We start from the raw sequence: 19568 nt of genomic DNA, 5'->3' as shown, positions 1-19568 counted from the left end.
CGCCTGCCGACACCGCTGTGACGACGGTTGGTCAGCGTGACACTTCGGGTCTACAGTGGCGAAGTACCACCCCGACGAGGGGACGACCCACACCGCTGGAGCACAGAATGGCACCCGCTGCCGCAGGATACTTTCGCCGTCTGACGCGGAAGTTGACAGAGGACATCGATCAACTCGATGCCGAGGAGATGGCCGAAACCTCCGAAGCCTCCGGGGCTCGGCGGGCGTGCGATTGCTCGCGAGGTGAAGAAGTCACGATGCTGGGTCGACTGCGCAGCGTCGAAGCCTGTTCGAAGGCGGCCAACGCCAACATCGAGGCCGAGTTCTTCGACGGCACCGACACGGTGACGCTGCTGTGGATCGGACGACGCAAGATCGCTGGAATCGAGCCCGGCAAGACTCTGCTCGTTCGCGGACGCGTCGGCGAGCGCGACGGACGCAAGATCGTCTACAACCCCTATTACGAACTGCGCGACGACAGCTGATCGTCGCCGGTATGGCACTCTCGTTGTCGTGACCAACAGCGACGATTTCGTGCCGCCCCCGTCGACGACGCCGGAACCTGCGCCCGACGCGTCGACGACCGCCGAGAAGGTGGCTCCCACCGTCCTCGAGCAGCTCGGCGGGTTGAGCGGGCTCGTCTACTCGACCTTGCCCGTCGTCGTCTTCGTTCCGGTGAACAGCTATGCCGGTCTCGCCGCTGCTCTGTGGTCCGCTCTGGGAGTCGCCGCTGCGGTGTTGGTGTGGCGGCTGGTTCGTCGTAGCCCGATTCAGCCCGCCATTTCGGGATTCTTCGGGGTCGGAATCTGCGCATTCATCGCATACCGGACGGGAGATGCCAAGGGCTACTTCCTGTTCGGCATCTACACCTCGCTCGCCTACGGCGCGGCGTTCGTGCTGTCGGTGCTCGCGCGCTGGCCGTTGGTCGGCATCATCTGGGGATACCTCAACGGCAACGGAACGTCGTGGCGTGGCAACCGGTCGGCCGTGCGGTACTACGACGTGGCCACGATCGCCTGGGCGTCGGTGTTCGGTGCCCGATACATCGTTCAGTCCCAGCTCTACGACTCCGACCAGACGGGTTGGCTCGCCGTTGCCCGCATCGGCATGGGCTGGCCGCTCACGGGAGTGGCGCTGTTGGTCACTCTCTGGGCCGTGCGTGCGGCCGATCGTGCGCTCGACGCAGCGTCGAGCGAAGTCCGCAAGCAGGACCGGCCGTCAGATCAGGCCGACAGCGGCGCGTAGTTCGTTCTCGACCTCTTTGGCCGCGACGAACAGCAGCTCGTCGCCTCCCTCGAGCGGATCGTCGTGCTGGGGAACGATTACTCGACCGCCGCGCAGAATCGTCACCAGCGCTGCGTCCCTGGGCAATTGGAGCTTGCGGACCGGCTTGCCCGCCAGGGGAGTGTTCTCCGGCAGCGTGATCTCGACGAGGTTGGCCTGACCCTTACGGAACGTCATCAGGTGAACGAGGTCGCCCACCGATACGGCCTCCTCGACCAGGGACGCGAGCATACGCGGGGTGGACACGGCGACATCGACACCCCAGGCAGCGTCGAACAGCCATTCGTTGCGCGGATCGTTGACCCGGGCCACTACGCGGTTGACGCCGAACTCGGTCTTGGCCAGCAGGCTGAGCACCAGGTTGGCCTTGTCGTCTCCGGTGGCAGCGATCACCACGTCGTAATTCTCGAGGTTCGCGGCTTCGAGCAGACTCAACTCGCACGCGTCGGCCAACACCCATTCCGCTTCCGGGATGGCGGCCTGATCGACGTGGTCGAGTTTGCGTTCGAGGAGCATCACATCGTGTTCGCTGCGAATCAACTCGCGTGCGATGGATCTGCCGACTGCGCCGGCTCCGGCGATAGCGACTTTCATGGCTTCCCGTTCGGGTCGATGGGGGAGGTGGGGAACGTGCGCTCGTGCATCAGTCGTCCGAGGGCGGCGGGTTGCCGGCCAGCGCAATGGCTTCGGCGACGGTTCCCGAGACCGCGGCGACGTACACCTCGTCGCCGGCCTGGATGACGGTTCGCTTGTCCGGTAGCAGTCCGCTGCCGAACCGGATGACGAACGCGGCCCGCGAGTTGGTGGCGTCCTCGAGTACCGAGAGCTTCTTGCCGATCCAGGCGTCGTGGAAGTCGAGCAGGACGACGGCGACGCTGCCCGAGGGATCGCGCCATTTGGTGGTGGGGTCGTCGCGCAACAGGTTGTGCAGAAAACGATCGGTGGCCCAGGGGACGGTGGCGACCGTCGGGATGCCGAGGCGTTCGTAGACGGCCGCGCGCTTGGCGTCGTAGATCCTTGCGACCACTTTGTCGACGCCGAACGTCTCTCGAGCGACGCGGGCGGAGATGATGTTGGAGTTGTCGCCGGACGACACGGCCGCGAAGGCCTCGGCCTTCTCGATTCCTGCGCTCACCAACACATCTCGGTCGAAACCCATGCCGACGACGCGATGCCCGGCGAACTCGGGGTCCAGGCGCAGAAAGGCTGTTTCGTCGCGGTCGATGATCGCGACCTCGTGTCCGATGCGTTCGAGCGCCCCGGCCAGCGATGCGCCGACGCGGCCACATCCCATCACAACTACGTACAACGCCCAGCTCCGTCCCGATCTCGATGGTCGACCACTGCCGACCGACACTGCCACGACCGGCAGGCGTGCACCAACGTATCGGGGGATCGGTCACCGTACCGACCGAGGGTGCGCTCCGACGCAGTTTCGGGCGCGTGGTTGAGACGTCCGCAGGAGGACGGCCTACGCTTCTGTGCGTGTCCAAGGTCTCGACTGCCGCCAAGCGGCTAGTGCTCGGTAAGCCGTTCCGCAGTGACAAGCTCGGTCATACGTTGCTTCCCAAGCGGATCGCGTTGCCGGTGTTCGCCTCGGACGCCATGTCGTCGGTTGCCTATGCACCGGAAGAGATCTTCCTGGTGCTGTCGGTGGCGGGCATCTCGGCAGTCGCCTTCACCCCGTGGATCGGTCTCGCCGTCTGCGTGGTGATGGCCGTCGTCGTGGCCAGCTATCGACAGAACGTGCATGCTTATCCGTCCGGCGGCGGCGACTACGAGGTCGCGACCACAAACCTGGGCCCCGCGGCCGGATTGACGGTCGGTAGCGCACTGTTGGTCGACTACGTGTTGACCGTGGCGGTGTCGATCTCGGCGGCGGCGTCGAACATCGGATCAGCGGTTCCGTTCGTGGCCCAGCACAAGGTGCTGTTCGCCGTGGTGGCCATCGTCCTGGTCACCTCCGTCAATCTTCGGGGCATCCGCGAGTCCGGGGCTGCGTTCGCGATCCCGACGTATGCCTTCATGGGTGGCATGTTCCTGATGTTGGCGTACGGCCTGTTCAGGGTCTACGTTCTCGGCGACGACATTCATGCAGAATCGGCAACCTTCGATCTGAAGGCCGAGGATTCGCACCTGTACGGCATCGCATTCGCGTTCCTCATCGCGCGCGCCTTCTCTTCCGGTTGTGCGGCGCTGACCGGGGTGGAGGCCATCAGCAACGGGGTACCCGCATTCGAGAAGCCGAAGTCGCGTAACGCCGCGACCACCTTGTTGCTGCTCGGAGCCATCGGCATCACATTGCTGATGGGCATCATCGTGCTCGCACAGAAGATCGGCATCAAGTACGCCCTGGATCCCGATATTCAGCTGGTCGGCGCGCCGGAGGGGTACCAGCAGAAGACGTTGATCGCGCAGCTCGCGGAGGCGGTGTTCAGCGGATTCCCCGCTGGATTCTTCTTCATCACGACCGTCACGGCCCTCATCCTGGTACTTGCGGCCAACACCGCGTTCAACGGCTTCCCCGTTCTCGGTTCGGTTCTGGCCCAGGACCGGTACCTGCCGAGGCAGCTGCACACTCGTGGCGACCGTCTTGCCTTCAGCAACGGCATCCTTTTTCTGTCCGGAGCTGCGATCGTCTTCGTCGTCGCGTTCGGTGCCGAGGTAACCAAGCTCATTCAGCTCTACATCGTCGGGGTGTTCGTCTCGTTCACCCTCAGTCAGACCGGGATGGTTCGGCACTGGACGCGGCTGTTGGCCACCGAGACCGATCCCGAGCAACGGCGGCGCATGCACCGCTCACGGGTGGTCAACGGAGTCGGTCTCGGCATGACCGGAACGGTGCTGGTCATCGTGTTGATCACCAAGTTCGCCGCCGGCGCGTGGATCGCGATCGTGGCGATGGTGGCGATCTTCGTCCTGATGCGCATGATCAGAAAGCATTACGACACCGTGGCGCGGGAGCTCGAGAACGAGGAATGGGACGGAGTTCTGCCCAGCCGCACACACTCGATCGTGTTGGTCTCGAAGCTGCACATGCCGACCCTGCGCGCGTTGGCGTACGCCCGAGCAACCAGGCCCGACACCCTCGAGGCCGTGACCGTCAACGTCGACGAAGCCGATACTCGCGCACTGGTTCGGGAGTGGGAAGCCAGTGACGTCTCGGTGCCGCTCAAGGTCGTCGAGTCGCCCTACCGAGAAGTCACCAAACCGGTCCTGGACTACGTGAAACGGGTTCGCCGCGACTCGCCTCGGGACGTCGTCACGGTCTTCATTCCCGAGTACGTGGTCGGTCACTGGTGGGAGCAGGTTCTGCACAATCAGAGCGCGTTGCGACTGAAGTCTCGCCTGCTGTTCCAGCCGGGCGTGATGGTCACGAGCGTGCCGTGGCAGCTGCGGTCGTCCGAGAAGGCCAAGCGTGAGGTGCTCGGCAATGCGCCCGGTGCGTCGCGTCGCGGCTACGAGCCTCCGGCGGGCAAGTGAGCGAGAGCTGGTTCGGGCTGCTGCTGGAGGTCGAACTGGGCGCGCCGGGGCACGGAGGATTCTGCGTGGCCCGCCACGACGGCCGGGTGATGTTCGTGCGTCACGGATTGCCCGGTGAACGGGTCCTGGCCAAGGTGACCGAAGATCGAGGCGGGTCGTTCTGTCGTGCCGATGCCGTCGAGATTCTGTCGGCCTCGCCGGACCGAGTGGACGCGCGCTGTCCCATTGCCGGACCGGGCGGCTCGGGCTGCTGCGACTACTCCCACGCCACTGCCGATGCCGGGCGGCGACTGAAGTCGTTCGTCGTCGCCGAACAACTTCGCCGCGTCGCCGGAATCGAGCGTGAGGTGCAGGTGGAGGAACTACCGGGGTCCGGCGACGGCACCGGGTGGCGAACCCGAGTGCGACTCGCCGTCGATGCCGGCGGTAGGCCCGGCTATCACCGCTATCGCAGTAGCTCGATCGTCACCGAACTCACCTGTCCCCAAATGGATTCTGCCGCGTTCGTGGGACTGTCGGATCAGCAGTGGCGGCCGGGTGCCGAGCTGCAGGTGGTGCTCGACGGGGACGGGGAGCGGCATGTGGTGGAGATCGCGCCGGCGCAACTCTCGCCCACCGGACGCCGATCGCCGGGGCGTCGTGGAGCGTCGGCGCGTCGGGCAGCGTCGTCTCGCTCCCGGCCCGAGAAGGCCGTGATCGGATCGGGTCGGGTGACCGAATACGTCTCGAGCAGGGCATGGACCCTCGACGCCACCGGGTTCTGGCAGGCTCACCGCGGCGCGCCGCAGGTGTACACCGATGTGGTGCGGGAATGGGCGGACGCCACGTCGGGTGACGGTGCGTGGGATCTGTACGGAGGCGTCGGGGTGTTCGCCGCCGCCCTGGCCGATCGGGTGGGTCCGAGCGGCCGGGTCACCAGTGTCGAGTTCTCCCGTCGGGCAGCCGAGGACGGCCGTTCGGCGCTGCGGGATCTGCCGCAGGTCACGTTCGTGCCGGGTCGGGTCGAGCGCTCGATCGATGCGTTGACCGATCCGGTGTCGGTAGCGGTGCTCGATCCACCTCGCGCGGGAGCAGGACGGGACGTCGTCGATGCCGTCGCCGTCCGGTCTCCGTGTTCGGTGGTGCACATCGGATGCGATCCGGCCTCGTTCGCACGGGATGTGAGCTTGTATCGGGCTGCTGGATACGAGCTCGACGACATGCGCGCTTTCGACGCCTTTCCGTCGACCAGCCACGTCGAGTGCATCGGTCGTTTCGTTCGTCGGTGAGGGCTGCGGCAATCGATCAGATCCGGTGTGCAACTTCGGCGACCGGGGCGAAGGTGTGCATGGGAACGGACACGATGCGCTGAGCACCGCACCGGCAGCCCTGGTATCCGACGAGCCCCTCGCTCGTGTCGTGGGTGGAGTGGGTGGTCCAGGTGTGTGTGGTGTGTTCGGTGTGCATGCGTCCATCGTGATGTAATGGTCTTGTGCACATCAACCCTTACGGCGAGTATGCCGTGAAACTCGGTATCGACCTGCTCAATTCGCCGCCCACGTCGGCGACCGAGCTGGGCGAACGCTGCGTGGACGCCGGCCTCGTACCGGACTGGATCGCCACGGATGCCGATCTGGTCGACACCCTCCAGTTCCTGCGTGACTGGGCGCGGGTGGTGGACGCGAGCACCGAAACCGATCGGGCCGACGAGCTCAATGCTCTACTGGCACAGGCGTCGGCCTACCCACGGTTGACCAACCATGCCGACGACGGCTGGCACATGCACTATCGCGACCCCAACATCGAACTCGGCGGGGTCATCAGGGCCCTGGTGAGCGTCGGCACCGCGTTGCATCTGACCGGACGCGGGATGTCTCGCCTCGCTCGCTGCGCCGCCGCAGACTGCACACTCGCCTTCGCCGACACCTCGAGAACGGGCAGGCAGCGGTACTGCGGAACGGTGTGCTCCAATCGCGACGCAGTACGCAGGCATCGAGCACGCGCGGCCTCGTGATCGAGGCGCAGCGCAGCGCGTTCGTCAGGACTTTCGGTTGTACAGGCGCATCGTGATCGGCCCGAACACCGCCAGCATTGCCGCGCACAGCATCAGCGTCACTCCAAGCCCGCCCGTGTCGACATCGCCCTGCATCAGTCCACGCAGCGACGTGACCAGAAAGCTGACCGGGTTGACGTCGACGAACGCGCGCAGCCAACCGGGCATCGTGCTGGGGTCGACGAAGATGTTGCTCGCGAACGTGAGCGGAAACAGGATGAACATCGACACCCCCATCACCGCAGCCTCGGTACGGACGATCATCGCGAGCATGGTCCAGATCCAGGAGAGGCAGAACGAGAACAGCAGCAGCAGAGCGATCGACGCGACCACACCGACAAGACCACCCTGCGGCCGGAAACCGAGGATCAATCCGAGGATCAGCACGATCACCGAAGCCAGCGTGTAGCGCACGACGTCGCCGAGCAGGGCACCGACCAACGGCGACGGCCGCCAGATGGGCAGCGAACGGAATCGATCGAAGACGCCCTTCTCGATGTCCTTGTTCATCGTCACTCCGGTGTACATGGTGATCATCACCACGGTCTGCACGAGAATGCCGGGGAGCAGGAACTGGATGTACGCCTCGGTCGACCCGGCCAGTGCGCCGCCGAACAGGTACGTGAAGAGCAACGTGAACATGATGGGAAAGGCCGTCACGTCGAACAATTGCTCGGGAACGTGCTTGATCTTGAGCAGCGCTCGCCATCCGAAGCTCAACGACGTCGACAACGACGACGGACGAGGCGGGCGAGGCCCGGCGGCACCGAGTACATCGATGATCGTCGACGCCTGTGGCGCCGTCTGCTGGGCTTCGGTGGTCATGATGCAACCTCCCGGTCGGATTCGACTGTGGCACCGGCGTCGTGCCCGGTGAGAGCGAGAAACACCTCGTCCAAGCTCGGCTGTCCCAGCGTGAACGACGCGATCGAGATGCCTGCGGTCTCGAGTGCAGGCAGGACCGGTGCGGCCTGCGCCGGGTTGCTCAACCGTGCGGTGACGGTGGACGGATCCGGGTCCTCGGTGACGTTGCTGCCGAGTAGATCTCGCAGGATCCCTGCGGCGGCCGACCGCTGGGACGCCTCGAGAACTCGCAGGTGCAGTGAATTCGATCCCACCGACGCCTTCAGCTCGCCCGTCGTTCCCTCGGCGATGACCTTGCCGCGATCGATGACTGCGACACGCCCGGCCAATTGATCGGCCTCGTCCAGATACTGTGTGGTCAGCAACACAGTCGTCCCGCCTGCGACCAAGGCGCGGACGATCTCCCACACGTGGTTTCGGCTGCGAGGGTCGAGTCCGGTGGTGGGCTCGTCGAGGAAGATCAGTTCGGGAGTGACGATGATGCTGGCGGCGATGTCGATGCGACGGCGCATGCCGCCGGAGTACGTCTTGACCTGTCGCGGTCCGGCATCGGCGATGTCGAATGCCGTCAGCAGCTGCTCGGCTCGTGATCGGGCGGCGGGACGGGAGTAGCCGAGCAACCGGGCGAGCAGCACCAGGTTCTCCGTACCGGTGAGATCCTCGTCCAGAGACGCGAATTGCCCTGTCAGAGCGACTTTTTGGCGTACGGCCTCCGGTTCGCTCGCGACGTCGTGACCGAGCACCCGGGCGCTGCCTCCGTCGATCGGAAGCAGCGTGGCCAGCATCCGGATGGTCGTCGTCTTCCCCGCCCCGTTCGGCCCGAGCACGCCGTAGACACCACCGGAGGGGATGGAGAGGTCGACTCCGTCGACCGCGGTGTTCGTTCCGAAACGTTTGACCAGACCGTGTGTCTCGATCGCCGCCATGTCTCTCGATTCCTCCGATGGGCCGCCGCCCGATTCCCCGCGATTGTCCGATTCTCCACCAAGGATGAAATGCGGTCCACATCTGCGCAAACGAATTTTCGTCCCGAACCATCCTCCGGTCGGTTTGTTCCGAATATGTACTGCGGCGGGAAAACGCGGAGGTTTCGATATGAGAGCGATATGACCACTAGTGTCGTGATCGATGAACTCGATCATGAACCCGTCTGTTGGGACGACCTTCCGATGAGCGCGCCGATGTCGGATGCGTCGGGAACGTCGAATGCCGGCCGTGACCGGACGACGCCCGATGCCTCGGATAGCTACGCGGCACAGGACGCGGTGTGCGCTGTTCCCAGTCCACAGCTCAAGAACCTGCGTGCCGACGAAACCGATCGTCTGCGACGGTTGATGGCGTCGGTTGCCCAAGGCGACCGGGCGGCGTTCGCCGAGCTGTACGACGCGACGTCGTCGCGGGTCTACGGAATGGTGCTGCGGGTGCTTCGAGACCCGGGGTACAGCGAGGAGACAGCGCAGGAGGTGTTCCTCCAGATCTGGCGCGCGGCACCCAATTACGACCCGAACCAGGGCAGTCCACTGGCGTGGATCATGACTCTGGCGCACCGTCGCGCGGTCGATCGTGTCCGGAGCGAGCAATCGGGTACCGATCGTGAGGCCGCGTACGGCGCAGTCAGCCACACACCGGAGCACGACGAGGTACTCGAGACGGTGACGCAGCGGCTCGAGTCCGAGGCCGTCGTGGCCTGTCTCGAAACTCTGACCGATACGCAGAGCGAGTCGGTACGAATGGCTTACTACAGCGGTTACACCTATCGCGAAGTTGCGGAGCGGCTCGGGGTCGCGGTTCCCACCATCAAATCGCGCATACGAGATGGATTGATCAAGTTGAAAACATGTCTGGGGGTGATCCCGCAATGAGCGACTCGTCACGGCAGCGACTACTCGACGACGCGGAGGTCTACGCCCTCCACGCGACCACCGACGCCGAGCGACGCGACATCGAGGCCGAGCGCCTACGCGTCGACGACGCCGCGCGAGCCCAGTTCGACATTCTCGTGAGCGAGATCCACGAGACGCTGGCCCTGGCGGCCGCGGCGGATGCGACACCCGCACCCGACCGGCTGCGTCGTTCGGTGCTCGATCGGGTCGCGGTCAGCGACCAGGAGCCCACGGTCCACCAGTTGCCACCGAACGTCACACCACTGCACCGGCATCGGCGGGAGCGCTCGAAGGCCTGGCGGTACTCGATGGTCTCGGCTGCGGCCGCGGTGGTCGTCGCCGTCGGCGGAGTGGTGGTCGTCAGCCAGACGATGGGCAACGATGCGCAGCCGTCTCAGGCGGAGCAGATCGTGGCCGCGCCCGACTCACGTCAGGTGTCGGCGGAGTTCCCCGGTGGCGGCTCGGCCACCGTGTCGTACTCGCTTTCCCAGAACGCGGTCGTCGTCGATCTCGACGGAGTCCCACAGCCGCCGCCCGGTCGCGTGTACCAGATGTGGTTCGTGGACGGCTCACCTCGCTCGGCCGGCGTCGTGACCGAGGATCAGCTGACCTCGGAGTCCGGAACGGTGGTCGACGGTCTCGGTTCCTCGACCAACTTCGCGTTCTCGCTGGAACCCGCAGGCGGGTCGGCCCAGCCCACCGAGGTGCTCACGATGCTCACGTTGGGTGCCTGAGCACAGCACAAGAACAGTCGCCTCGGGCGGTTCGACATTCGGTCAGATGCCGATGTCGAACCGCCCGAGCGTTCTGATCACCGCTGCCATCTGGCCGTAGGCGCCGGTGGCGAGATTCTCCAGCAGCGCCAGCTTGACCTCCGGTGCGTCGCGTGTGAGTGCCTGGAAGTGCTCCACCGACACCACCACGAGGTCGACCGGTGTCTCGGCGACCATGTCGAGCAAGAAGGGCACCGACATCAGCAACGGCATCTCGCCGAAGCTCATGCCGGGGGAGAGAGTCGTGATGCGGTGCTTGCCACCGTCGGCGGCGACGGCCGTCGAGGTCACCTCGCCGCGCAGCATCAGGAAAAGGCCTGCCGCCGGGGCACCGTGACGAACGATCACGTCGCCACGCGCGTAGTGCCGCTTCTCCAGGTAGGGCGTCACCGCCTCGAACTGTTCGGCCGAGAGCCCGGCAAGCAACGGGTGCTCTGCGATAGCGACGACGGCCGGCTGTCGCGCGCCTGCGCAGTGACGATCCAGCAGCAGGTTCTCTGCCCATTGAACGGCCGAACCGAGGCTCGAGTACACCCGACCGGCCGGATCGGACGGGTCGAGGCTCGAGGTGGTGTGCCCCATGATCGCTCTCGGGTCGACCAGAGCCACCACGCAGCCGTGTTCGGCGAGATCCCGACGAAGGTCCTCGAACATGGTGCGGGCGATCGCACTGACCTCGTCGACGCCGCGCACGTCGATGACGAGCGCATCGAGTTCCCGATCCAGGTCGCCGATCTCACGAACGGCGGTCTCGGCACCGGAGAACAGCAGATCGCCGTGCAGTTCGTACACGCGGGCGCGTTCGCCCACGGCGGCCAGAGTGGCCTGTTCGGTGTCGGAACGCCGCTTGCGCGACGGAGCCTCGGTCACCACGTAGCGACGCCGGATCGAGGACTTCGCCGCACGAGTAACGTGCAGAAAGTGCAGTTCGAGGCGTGTCGAGAGTTCGCGACAGGCGGCGACTCCGCGCACGCTGTTGCCGTGCGAGTCGAGCCGCGGGGAGTAGACGGCGATGCCCATCTGTCCCGGAAGAACCGCGAGGATCCCGCCCCCGACTCCGCTCTTGGCCGGCAGGCCGACCCTCGCGACCCAGTCGCCTGCGCCGTCGTACATCCCACATGTCGTCATGACCGACAGCACTCGTTCGACGAGGGCCGGTGCGAGCGCACGCTCCCGCGTCCGGGGATTGACGCCGTTGTTGGCCATGGTGGCCGCCATCATGGCGAGGTCGGCGGCGGTGACATCGATCGAGCACTGGCGGAAGTACAGATCGACGGCAGCATCGGGATCGTGGTCGATGATGTCGAACGAACGGAGCATGTACCCGATGGCGCGGTTGCGATTGCCGGTGCGCGCCTCCGACCGATAGACGGCGTCGTTGAACGTCAGAGACCTCCCCGCATACCGCGAGTACGAGGCGCGAATGCGCTCGAATCGATCCTCGGCACTGCGACCGGCGATGAGCGACGCCGACGTGATGGCACCGGCGTTGATCATCGGGTTGCGTGGTCGCTCGGTGACGGGATCGAGGCTGATCTCGTTGAAGGGTTCCCCGGACGGTTCGATGTCGATCTTGCTCGCCACGACGTCCAGGCCCCGGTCGGCCAGCGCCAATGCGTACGTGAACGGCTTGGAGATCGATTGGATCGTGAAGGGGAGTCCGGTGTCTCCGACTTCGTAGACGTAACCGTCCGTGGTCGTCAGCGCGATACCGAATCCGTCCGGCGTGACGGCAGCGAGTTCGGGGATGTAGTCCGCCACCTGCCCGGACGTGTCGTCACGGCACAGTTCGTGAACTCGGCGCAGGATGGCATCGACCACGTTGCTCATGGGCCACACTGTATGTGTGATGTCCGATTCGGCAGCGTCGAGGTTAGGGGCGGCTGACCCAGGGCACCTCGACGTTCGACGGTACTGTCGGCGTCACGACGCTGGGCGGAGCAGCAGGGCACGGTCACTCCGTAGACTGAAATTTCCATTGTGTTTTCCGGCCGAAGGGAGCGATCTCGTTGGGTGTCCTAGCTCGAATTCAGACGCCCGAGGACTTGCGCGACCTCGGCAGTGCGGAGCTGGCCGAACTGGCTCGCGAGATCCGCGCGTTTCTCGTCGAGAAGGTGTCCGCTACCGGCGGCCACCTCGGTCCCAATCTCGGTGTCGTGGAACTGACGTTGGCGATTCATCGCATCTTCGACTCCCCGAACGATCCGGTCATCTTCGACACCGGTCATCAGGCGTACGTGCACAAGATGCTGACCGGACGCACGGGTCTGTTCGACACGCTCCGTAAGCAGGGCGGCCTGTCCGGCTACCCGTCACGGGTCGAGAGCGAGCACGACTGGGTGGAGTCCTCGCACGCGTCGGCCTCGCTCTCCTACGCCGACGGCCTTGCCAAAGCCTTCGCGCTCAAGGGCGAAACCGACCGGCACGTCGTCGCTGTCGTCGGTGACGGTGCGCTCACCGGCGGCATGTGTTGGGAGGCGCTCAACAACATCGCCGCAGGCCGCGATCGATCCCTCGTGATCGTCGTCAACGACAACGGTCGCTCGTACGCCCCGACCATCGGGGGATTGGCCGATCATCTGGCGGCCCTTCGCCTTCAGCCCGGGTACGAGAAGGTGCTGGACAACGGTCGCCGCATCGTTCGTCGCATTCCGATCGTCGGTCCCACTGCCTACGCCATGTTGCACGGTATGAAGGCCGGGGTGAAGGACGCCATCAGCCCGCAGGTCATGTTCACCGATCTCGGCATCAAGTACCTGGGTCCGGTCGACGGTCACGACCAGCATGCAATGGAATCCGCGCTGCGCCGAGCCAAGGCATACGGCGGTCCGGTCATCGTCCACGCGGTGACGCGCAAAGGTATGGGCTACGTTCACGCCGAGAACGACGTCGCAGATCAGATGCACGCCACCGGGATCATCGATCCGTTGACGGGGCTGGCGCGGTCCAAGTCGGCTCCGGACTGGACCTCGGTGTTCTCTGCGGCACTGATCGAGCAGGGCGAGCAGAACGAGGACGTCGTAGCGATCACCGCAGCGATGGCCGCGCCCACCGGTCTCGCCGCGTTCGGGGTTCGCTTCCCCGATCGGTTGTTCGACGTCGGGATCGCCGAGCAGCACGCGATGACGTCGGCGGCCGGGCTCGCGCTGGGCGGAATGCATCCCGTGGTCGCCATCTACTCCACCTTCCTCAATCGCGCGTTCGATCAGTTGCTGATGGACGTGGCGTTGCTCGGACTGCCGGTCACGGTGGTGCTGGACCGTGCCGGTGTCACCGGGGCCGACGGTGCCAGCCACAACGGCATGTGGGACATGTCTCTGCTCGGCATCGTCCCCGGTATGAAGGTGGCGGCACCGCGAGATGCCGAGACCCTGCGAGAAGAACTGGCAGAGGCCATCGCAACGTCCGACGGACCCACTGCCCTGCGCTTCCCGAAGGGCGCGGTGACCGAAACCGTGCCCGCGACGCGCAGACTGGACGGAATCGTCGACGTGCTGACCGAGCCGTCCGGTGCCACGGGCGATGTGCTGATCGTGGCCGTCGGAGTGTTCGGGCAGATGGCCATGGATGCAGCCGAGAAGCTGCAGCACGACGGCATCTCCGCTGCCGTGGTCGACCCAAGGTGGGTGCTGCCGATCCCGCAGTCGCTGTTGAAGCTGGCCGAGGATTACCGGCTCGTGGTCACCCTCGAGGACAGTGGCCTGCACGGTGGCATCGGTTCGACACTGTCTGCGGCTCTGCGTGGCGCAGGCGTCGATACCCCGTGCCGCGATCTCGGTGTGCCACAACGATTCCTGGACCACGCATCGCGCGATCAGCTGCACCACGAACTCGGCCTCACCTGCGAGGACGTCGTGCAGCGCGTGTCGCACTGGGTCAAGAGCCTCTGACGACGGTCTCTCGCCGGACGTCGACGCCGTAGAACGCGCGTCGTCCGGCCACCGCGCCCGCGACTGCTCTCGGAGCCGTCATCACGAGAAGGAACAGAACCGACGGTTCCCACCGTTGCGTCGCCCAGTGCACGACGCAGCACACCGAAGGCCCGCGGGATGCCGGCACCGTAGCCGACAGTCCGAGCAATCGAACTCGGCAATGCACCGTCGCGTGCCGTTGCGGCCCGCAGGTTCGTCGGCGTCGTCTCCGGGCTTCGATGTTTTTCTTTGCGAATATGTGACCTGTGTGACTGGTGTGTCGTAGATGCCGAAACCGGGACGACTGGCATGTTTCGCTCATGACCCTCGTCTTCGACGGTAGAACCGGCGTCTCGGACAGCGAAATCGATCCGACTCCACGCAACGGTGACCCCGACTGGGCGGCCATGGAATCCGTGGATGGAACACCGGCACCGGATTCCCGGAACGACGGGACCGGGCGACGGCATTCGCGGTGGTTCGTGGCGATGACGGCGGTGATCGGTGTGGTGGCGTTCGCCGCACACGATCGTCTGCTGTCGTTCGACTCCTTGTACGGATTGTTCGGCAACGGTGTCGACGCGCTCGTCTACCGACACGGCGGTGCAACCGTGCTCAGTAGCGAAGAGCTGTACTCGTTCTCGCTGTTCGGCACACTGCCGTTCACGTATCCACCGTTCGCTGCTGTGCTGTTCGCTCCGCTGGGGTTGCTGTCCGACACCGCGGCCGGATTGCTGGTGAACATATCCAATGTCGTATTGCTCTACGTCGTCGTCCATCTGAGTTGGCGACGACTCGGATACGAGAACTGCACACGGACCAGAGTGGTGAGTGCTGCTCTGGCACTGGGCTGCTCGTGGCTCGAGCCGGTGCGCATGTCGCTGTGGTTGGGTCAGATCAACCTGTTGTTGCTCGTGTTGGTGCTGTGGGATCTCGGCCGGCCCGAGGGCAGTCGGCTTCGGGGGGTCGGCGTCGGAATCGCGGCCGGTCTGAAGCTGACGCCCGGCCTGTTCATTGTCATGTCGATCGTGCAGCGGCAGTGGCGAGCGGCATGGACGGCGGCCGGCACCGGTCTGGTCACGGTGGTGATCGGGTTCGTGGTCGTGTCCTCCGACGCGTGGCGCTATTGGACCTCGGCGATCCTCGCCTCGGACCGAGTGGGGTCGACCACGTCTCCCGCGAATCAGTCGGTTCGGGGAATGGTGGCGCGGGCGTGGGGAACCGAGCACCCGCCGGTGATCGTGTGGTTGCCGGCCGCGATGGTCGTCCTCGCTGCGGGGATGTGGGTGTCGTACCGAGCTCACCGTGCGGGTAGAACACTGCTGGCCATGACGGTGTGTGGTCTCACGGCCCCGATGGTCTCGCCGTTCTCCTGGGGCCACCATTGGGTGTGGTGTGTTCCGCTGCTGGTGATCGGACTCGACGCGTGTACGAGTTCGCGAACGAGCGGGCGCGGCCGCACGCTGCGTGTCCTCGGAGTGCTCGCCGCCACTGCACCGTTCGTGGCCTGGTATCGCACCCAGGCCGATGTTGTGGTGATCGGCACGTTCATGCAGTCCGTATCGCCGATCGTCGACGCCGGACTACGGAACGCGTATTGCGTTGTCTACGTGATCGTTCTGGCGGTGGCGGCCGTAGGACTGCGCAAGGACTCGACGGCCTGCTACGTCCCGGCCACACGTTCTTCGATCTGAACGCGATCGATCAGATGGGCCAGGGCGAAGGGATCGTGTGCGAACATTCGCTCCACACTTGCCTTGTCGGTGCCTTCGACGATCATCGTGGCACCACTGTGATCGGCGAGTGGGCTCGACGATCGGAGGATCTTGCGGCGCTCGAGTTCGCGCAGCCACGCGCGGTGATCGGTTCGGTGATCGTCACGCCCGGAGGACGTTTCGGGGGTGTAGGTGTATTGGACGACGAACATCGGCATGTCAGATCTCCATGTCCTCGAGCTCCATTCCCTTGGTCTCCTTGATCTTGTACTTGACGAAGAAGAAAGACAGGATCGCGAAGAACGCGAAGAACGAGTAGATGAATCCGAGTCCGATGGTGTCGGACAACGGCGGAAATGCCAGTGTGATGGCGAAGTTGGCGATCCAGTTCGCGGCGGTACTGATACCGAGGGCGACGGCGCGCATTCGGTTGGGGAACATCTCGCCGAGCATCACCCACATGATCGGACCCCAGGTCGCGGCGAAGAAGACCACGAACAGGTTGGCTCCGACGAGAGCAACCGGGCCCCACGGCGACGGCAATTCGAGTTGGTCGCCGCTGCCCACGGCCTGAGTGAACGAGATGGCCGCCAGTACGAGACCGACGAACATCCCGATCGAGCCGATCATGAGCAGATTTCGTCGGCCGAATCGGTCGACGAACAAGATGGCGACGAATGTCATCGAGACATTGATGACCGAGGTGATCACCGAGGTGACGAACGACTGATTCTCGCTGAAACCGACGGACTTCCACAACGTTGTCGAGTAATAGAAGATCGCGTTGATTCCCACGAACTGCTGCAGAATCGCCATGGTGATGCCGACCCAGACGATCGGTTGCAGACCGAACTTCGGTCCACGGATATCGGCGAACGAGGACTTGGATTCCCGGCGCAGGGTCAACCGGATTTCCTTGACCCTCTCGTTCGGGTCCACTTCCCCGGTGATGTCTCCCAGAATGCGGGCCGCTTCTTCGTCGAGGTGCTTTCCGACGAGATATCTGGGCGACTCCGGAATCAGAGTGGCGAGAAAGCCGTAGACGAGGGCCGGTGCGACGCCGACCAAGAACATCCACCGCCAGGCTTCGAGTCCGAACCACAGGTCGTTCGACGGTCCGCCCGCGGCGTTCTGCAGCACCGCGTCCGACAGCAGCGCGGCGAAGATTCCGACGGTGATCGCCAGCTGTTGCAGCGAGGCCAAACCACCCCGGTAGCGGGCCGGGGCAATCTCCGAGATGTACGCGGGCGCGATCACCGAGGCGATACCGATACCAAGGCCGCCGAGTACACGCCAGAGCATGAGATCCGGGACGCTGAACGCGAACCCGGACCCCAGCGACGAGATGGTGAACAGCGCGGAACCGAGCAGCATCACCTTTTTCCGGCCCCAGGTGTCGGCGAGACGGCCGGCGAACCAGGCACCGACCGCACAACCGAGAAGTGCGATGGCGACGGCGAAGCCGGTGACGAACGACGACAGGGCGAAGTTCTCCTGAATGGAGTCCACTGCGCCGTTGACAACGGAGGAATCGAACCCGAACAAGAAGCCGCCGACAGCGGCGGCAACGGTGACTCCGATGACTTTGGCAGTGTGTCGATCGGTGGATTGCGTCATCACGTGACCCAGCTTTCGAGGTGAACCAGCGTCCTTGGTGGTCGATCGCCATCATCGTCCTCGCACCGACGCAATGGGAGCGAAATCGACACGGCATTCGCGGCGGGTGGAAAACGGCTCGCCGAAAACGGCGAATTGTCCGATATTCCACCGGTCGAGCTCGAAGTTGTGGACGAAAAAGGCCGGAATATCGTCCACAACTTCGAGTTCGGCGCGATGCGACTCAACGCGCCTGGGCGTCCGACCACTGATCGAAGGTCTGTAGACCGTGATCCGAATCCTGTGTGGTGACCAGCGTTCCGTCTCGCATCGCGCGGCCGTACGCGCCGGGAAGCGGCACCTCGAGCACCGGGCCGCGCGCACCGATTGCTCGTGCGTAGCGCCGCACCATCTTCGCCATGCGCTCTTCCCGTGGTCCACCGAGATCGGCGACTCGGCCTGCCGGTGGCCGCTCCGCCAGGTCGATCAGTCGCTCGGCGACCTCGCGGGCTGCGATCGGTTGCGAGACCATCCTCGGGACGACCGTCAGTGGACCGAACGAGGTCTGCGACCGGATCTGCGCGGCGAACTCGTGGAACTGAGTAGCTCGCAGGATCGTCCACGGTACGGCTCCAGCGCGAACGAGGCGCTCCTGCTCCACCTTTCCGGCGTAGTACGCGTACGGGGCCTTGTCTATCCCCACGATGGACAACGCCACGTGGTGCCGGACTCCGGCCGCGCCTTCCGCCGTCAGCAGGTTACGGGTGACGGCAGCGAAGAACGCCGTCGATTCCTTCGCCGAGATCGTCTGCGTCGAGGCGACGTCGATCACCGCGTCGACGCCGGACAGGGCGTCGGGCAGTCCCGATCCGGAGACGAGATCCACACCGGCAGACCGCGACAGGACTACCACCTCGTGTCCGCGTTCCCGCGCAACCTCGACGACGTGCACTCCCACGGTTCCGGTTCCACCGGCTACGGCTAGCTTCATCGCGTTTCCACCTGATTCTCGAGTGATGATGCGGACCGCACTGCGCGGCCCTCCACTCTCTGACGACGCAGCCGAGGCGAATGTCTGTCGTGTGTGGCGACCCAGTGCCGGAGTTTGTCCGGATTGAGCACGATCCAGACGCTCGCGACCATGCAGTCGGCGGTGTCGAACCCGATGACGTCGAACCCGATGACGCCGAACACCGCGCCGTCGCGCCGCATCACGATGCCCGACAGGCCGTTGACGGGTTCTATCGACCAGTCGAGATCGATCGACTTGGCAGTGATGCCGCGAACGAAGCGAGCCACCCGATCGGATCCGAGGATGGCATTGCGGGCCGCGGATACATGGCCGCCGCCGTCGCTGACCAACGTGACGTCGGGTGCGAGCACTGAGATCAGGGATGCGATGTCCCCGCTTGCGGAGGCCGACGCGAAAGCCCGCACCACGCGGTCGTGCTCGATGGGGTCGGCAACGGAGCGGCGACGGGAACGGACGTGAGTTCGTGCAGCAGAGGCGAGTTGACGGCAGGCAGCCGGGGATCGATCGAGAACGGTCGCGATCTCGTCGAACGGAACGGCGAACGCGTCGTGCAGTACGAATGCGACTCGTTGCGCCGGACCGAGCGATTCGAGTACCACGAGAAGTGCCAGCGTCACCGATTCCTGCTGCGCAACTCGGTCGGCGGGGTCCGCGGCGGCAGGAGTCTCGGAGTCGAGGCCGCGGACGGGTTCCGGCAGCCACTGCCCGATGTAGTCCTCGCGGCGAGCGCGAGCAGAGCCGAGCAGGTCGAGACAGATGCGGCTCACGACGCGGGTCAGCCACGCCGCTGGAACGTCGATGGCTTCACGTTCGACGTCGGTGAGTCGGTACCAGCGAACGAGAGCCTCGGATGCGGCGTCCTCGGCGTCGCTGTAGGAGCCCAGCATCCGGTAGGCGATCCCGATCAGCCGACCGCGTTCGTTGTTCATCGGATCGCACCATAGCGCGAGCGGACGATACCGAGTTCGAGGTTACGGACGAAAAAACGCGAAAA

Annotated in this window: 20 protein-coding genes; 9 read left to right on the top strand and 11 right to left on the bottom strand. The window is 65.0% G+C overall.

What is annotated here, in order from left to right; translation table 11 throughout:
- The first annotated feature begins 107 nt into the window (after positions 1-107).
- Both CH249_RS22770 and CH249_RS22765 read left to right on the top strand, forming a co-directional pair.
- The gene (locus CH249_RS22770; RefSeq protein ID WP_032397922.1) at positions 108-485 is read left to right on the top strand and encodes an OB-fold nucleic acid binding domain-containing protein; all 378 of its coding nucleotides are present in this window, start codon (positions 108-110) and stop codon (positions 483-485) included.
- A 109-nt stretch (positions 486-594) separates the two neighbouring features.
- Positions 595-1245 carry a DUF3159 domain-containing protein gene (locus CH249_RS22765; protein ID WP_256980574.1) on the top strand — a complete coding sequence of 217 codons (651 nt, stop codon included), beginning with the start codon at positions 595-597 and terminating at the stop codon, positions 1243-1245.
- On the opposite strand, the gene CH249_RS22760 is transcribed toward CH249_RS22765, so the two are convergent.
- Both CH249_RS22760 and CH249_RS22755 read right to left on the bottom strand, forming a co-directional pair.
- Positions 1219-1878 carry a TrkA family potassium uptake protein gene (locus CH249_RS22760; protein WP_094682813.1) on the bottom strand — a complete coding sequence of 220 codons (660 nt, stop codon included), beginning with the start codon at positions 1876-1878 and terminating at the stop codon, positions 1219-1221. The two genes, CH249_RS22765 and CH249_RS22760, sit on opposite strands and share 27 nt — an antisense overlap.
- Before the next feature lie 49 nt (positions 1879-1927).
- The gene (locus CH249_RS22755) at positions 1928-2593 is read right to left on the bottom strand and encodes a TrkA family potassium uptake protein (RefSeq protein WP_179273204.1); all 666 of its coding nucleotides are present in this window, start codon (positions 2591-2593) and stop codon (positions 1928-1930) included.
- Between the two features lie 176 nt (positions 2594-2769).
- Here CH249_RS22755 and CH249_RS22750 point away from each other — a divergent pair, with 176 nt between their 5' ends.
- On the top strand, positions 2770-4767 hold the full coding sequence (locus CH249_RS22750) for an APC family permease (RefSeq protein ID WP_045199809.1): 1998 nt from the start codon (positions 2770-2772) through the stop codon (positions 4765-4767).
- Positions 4764-6035 (top strand): class I SAM-dependent RNA methyltransferase, encoded by a 1272-nt coding sequence (locus tag CH249_RS22745; RefSeq protein WP_094647988.1) that lies wholly within the window; start codon positions 4764-4766, stop codon positions 6033-6035. The genes CH249_RS22750 and CH249_RS22745 overlap by 4 nt, the downstream gene beginning before the upstream one ends.
- A 16-nt stretch (positions 6036-6051) precedes the next feature.
- Here CH249_RS22745 and CH249_RS28085 read toward each other — a convergent pair whose 3' ends face one another.
- Positions 6052-6213 carry a hypothetical protein gene (locus CH249_RS28085; protein WP_176459288.1) on the bottom strand — a complete coding sequence of 54 codons (162 nt, stop codon included), beginning with the start codon at positions 6211-6213 and terminating at the stop codon, positions 6052-6054.
- Between the two features lie 25 nt (positions 6214-6238).
- Between CH249_RS28085 and CH249_RS22740 the strand changes: the two genes are divergently transcribed.
- Positions 6239-6760, top strand: a complete 522-nt coding sequence (locus tag CH249_RS22740) for a CGNR zinc finger domain-containing protein (RefSeq protein WP_032397925.1) — start codon at positions 6239-6241, stop codon at positions 6758-6760.
- A 24-nt stretch (positions 6761-6784) separates the two neighbouring features.
- Here the strand turns inward: CH249_RS22740 and CH249_RS22735 are convergent, their stop codons facing one another.
- Both CH249_RS22735 and CH249_RS22730 read right to left on the bottom strand, forming a co-directional pair.
- Entirely contained in the window at positions 6785-7624 is an 840-nt protein-coding gene (locus CH249_RS22735; RefSeq protein WP_094647987.1) for an ABC transporter permease, read from the bottom strand.
- Entirely contained in the window at positions 7621-8589 is a 969-nt protein-coding gene (locus CH249_RS22730) for an ATP-binding cassette domain-containing protein (protein ID WP_094647986.1), read from the bottom strand. Before CH249_RS22730 ends, CH249_RS22735 begins: the two co-directional genes overlap by 4 nt.
- 180 nt (positions 8590-8769) lie before the next feature.
- Here CH249_RS22730 and CH249_RS22725 point away from each other — a divergent pair, with 180 nt between their 5' ends.
- Complete coding sequence (locus tag CH249_RS22725) at positions 8770-9525, top strand: sigma-70 family RNA polymerase sigma factor (protein WP_094630067.1); 756 nt, start codon at positions 8770-8772, stop codon at positions 9523-9525.
- Positions 9522-10280, top strand: coding sequence for an anti-sigma factor (locus CH249_RS22720; protein ID WP_094647985.1), 759 nt, complete (start codon positions 9522-9524; stop codon positions 10278-10280). The genes CH249_RS22725 and CH249_RS22720 overlap by 4 nt, the downstream gene beginning before the upstream one ends.
- Positions 10281-10322: 42 nt before the next feature.
- Here the strand turns inward: CH249_RS22720 and glsA are convergent, their stop codons facing one another.
- Complete coding sequence (glsA, locus tag CH249_RS22715; RefSeq protein ID WP_094630066.1) at positions 10323-12149, bottom strand: glutaminase A; 1827 nt, start codon at positions 12147-12149, stop codon at positions 10323-10325.
- Between the two features lie 179 nt (positions 12150-12328).
- On the opposite strand from glsA, the gene dxs reads away from it, so the two are divergent.
- Entirely contained in the window at positions 12329-14209 is a 1881-nt protein-coding gene (dxs, locus tag CH249_RS22710) for a 1-deoxy-D-xylulose-5-phosphate synthase (protein ID WP_032397931.1), read from the top strand.
- On the opposite strand, the gene CH249_RS27660 is transcribed toward dxs, so the two are convergent.
- Positions 14196-14378, bottom strand: coding sequence for a hypothetical protein (locus CH249_RS27660; protein WP_143544573.1), 183 nt, complete (start codon positions 14376-14378; stop codon positions 14196-14198). The genes dxs and CH249_RS27660 overlap by 14 nt on opposite strands.
- Before the next feature lie 172 nt (positions 14379-14550).
- On the opposite strand from CH249_RS27660, the gene CH249_RS22705 reads away from it, so the two are divergent.
- Positions 14551-15924 carry a glycosyltransferase 87 family protein gene (locus CH249_RS22705; RefSeq protein ID WP_094682811.1) on the top strand — a complete coding sequence of 458 codons (1374 nt, stop codon included), beginning with the start codon at positions 14551-14553 and terminating at the stop codon, positions 15922-15924.
- Here CH249_RS22705 and CH249_RS22700 read toward each other — a convergent pair.
- The 4 genes from CH249_RS22700 to sigJ form a co-directional block, all read right to left on the bottom strand.
- The gene (locus tag CH249_RS22700) at positions 15894-16163 is read right to left on the bottom strand and encodes a YciI family protein (protein WP_032397932.1); all 270 of its coding nucleotides are present in this window, start codon (positions 16161-16163) and stop codon (positions 15894-15896) included. The genes CH249_RS22705 and CH249_RS22700 overlap by 31 nt on opposite strands.
- A gap of 1 nt (position 16164) precedes the next feature.
- The gene (locus tag CH249_RS22695; RefSeq protein ID WP_094647983.1) at positions 16165-17562 is read right to left on the bottom strand and encodes a sugar porter family MFS transporter; all 1398 of its coding nucleotides are present in this window, start codon (positions 17560-17562) and stop codon (positions 16165-16167) included.
- A gap of 223 nt (positions 17563-17785) precedes the next feature.
- Complete coding sequence (locus CH249_RS22690) at positions 17786-18532, bottom strand: SDR family oxidoreductase (RefSeq protein WP_094647982.1); 747 nt, start codon at positions 18530-18532, stop codon at positions 17786-17788.
- Complete coding sequence (gene sigJ, locus CH249_RS22685; RefSeq protein WP_094647981.1) at positions 18529-19503, bottom strand: RNA polymerase sigma factor SigJ; 975 nt, start codon at positions 19501-19503, stop codon at positions 18529-18531. The genes CH249_RS22690 and sigJ overlap by 4 nt, the downstream gene beginning before the upstream one ends.
- Positions 19504-19568 lie beyond the last annotated feature (65 nt).

Source organism: Rhodococcus sp. 05-2255-3B1, from assembly GCF_002258545.1.
GTDB lineage: Bacteria > Actinomycetota > Actinomycetes > Mycobacteriales > Mycobacteriaceae > Rhodococcoides.
The sequence above is the reverse complement of the archived record's forward strand: the minus strand, read 5'-3'. Positions and strand labels throughout refer to the sequence as shown.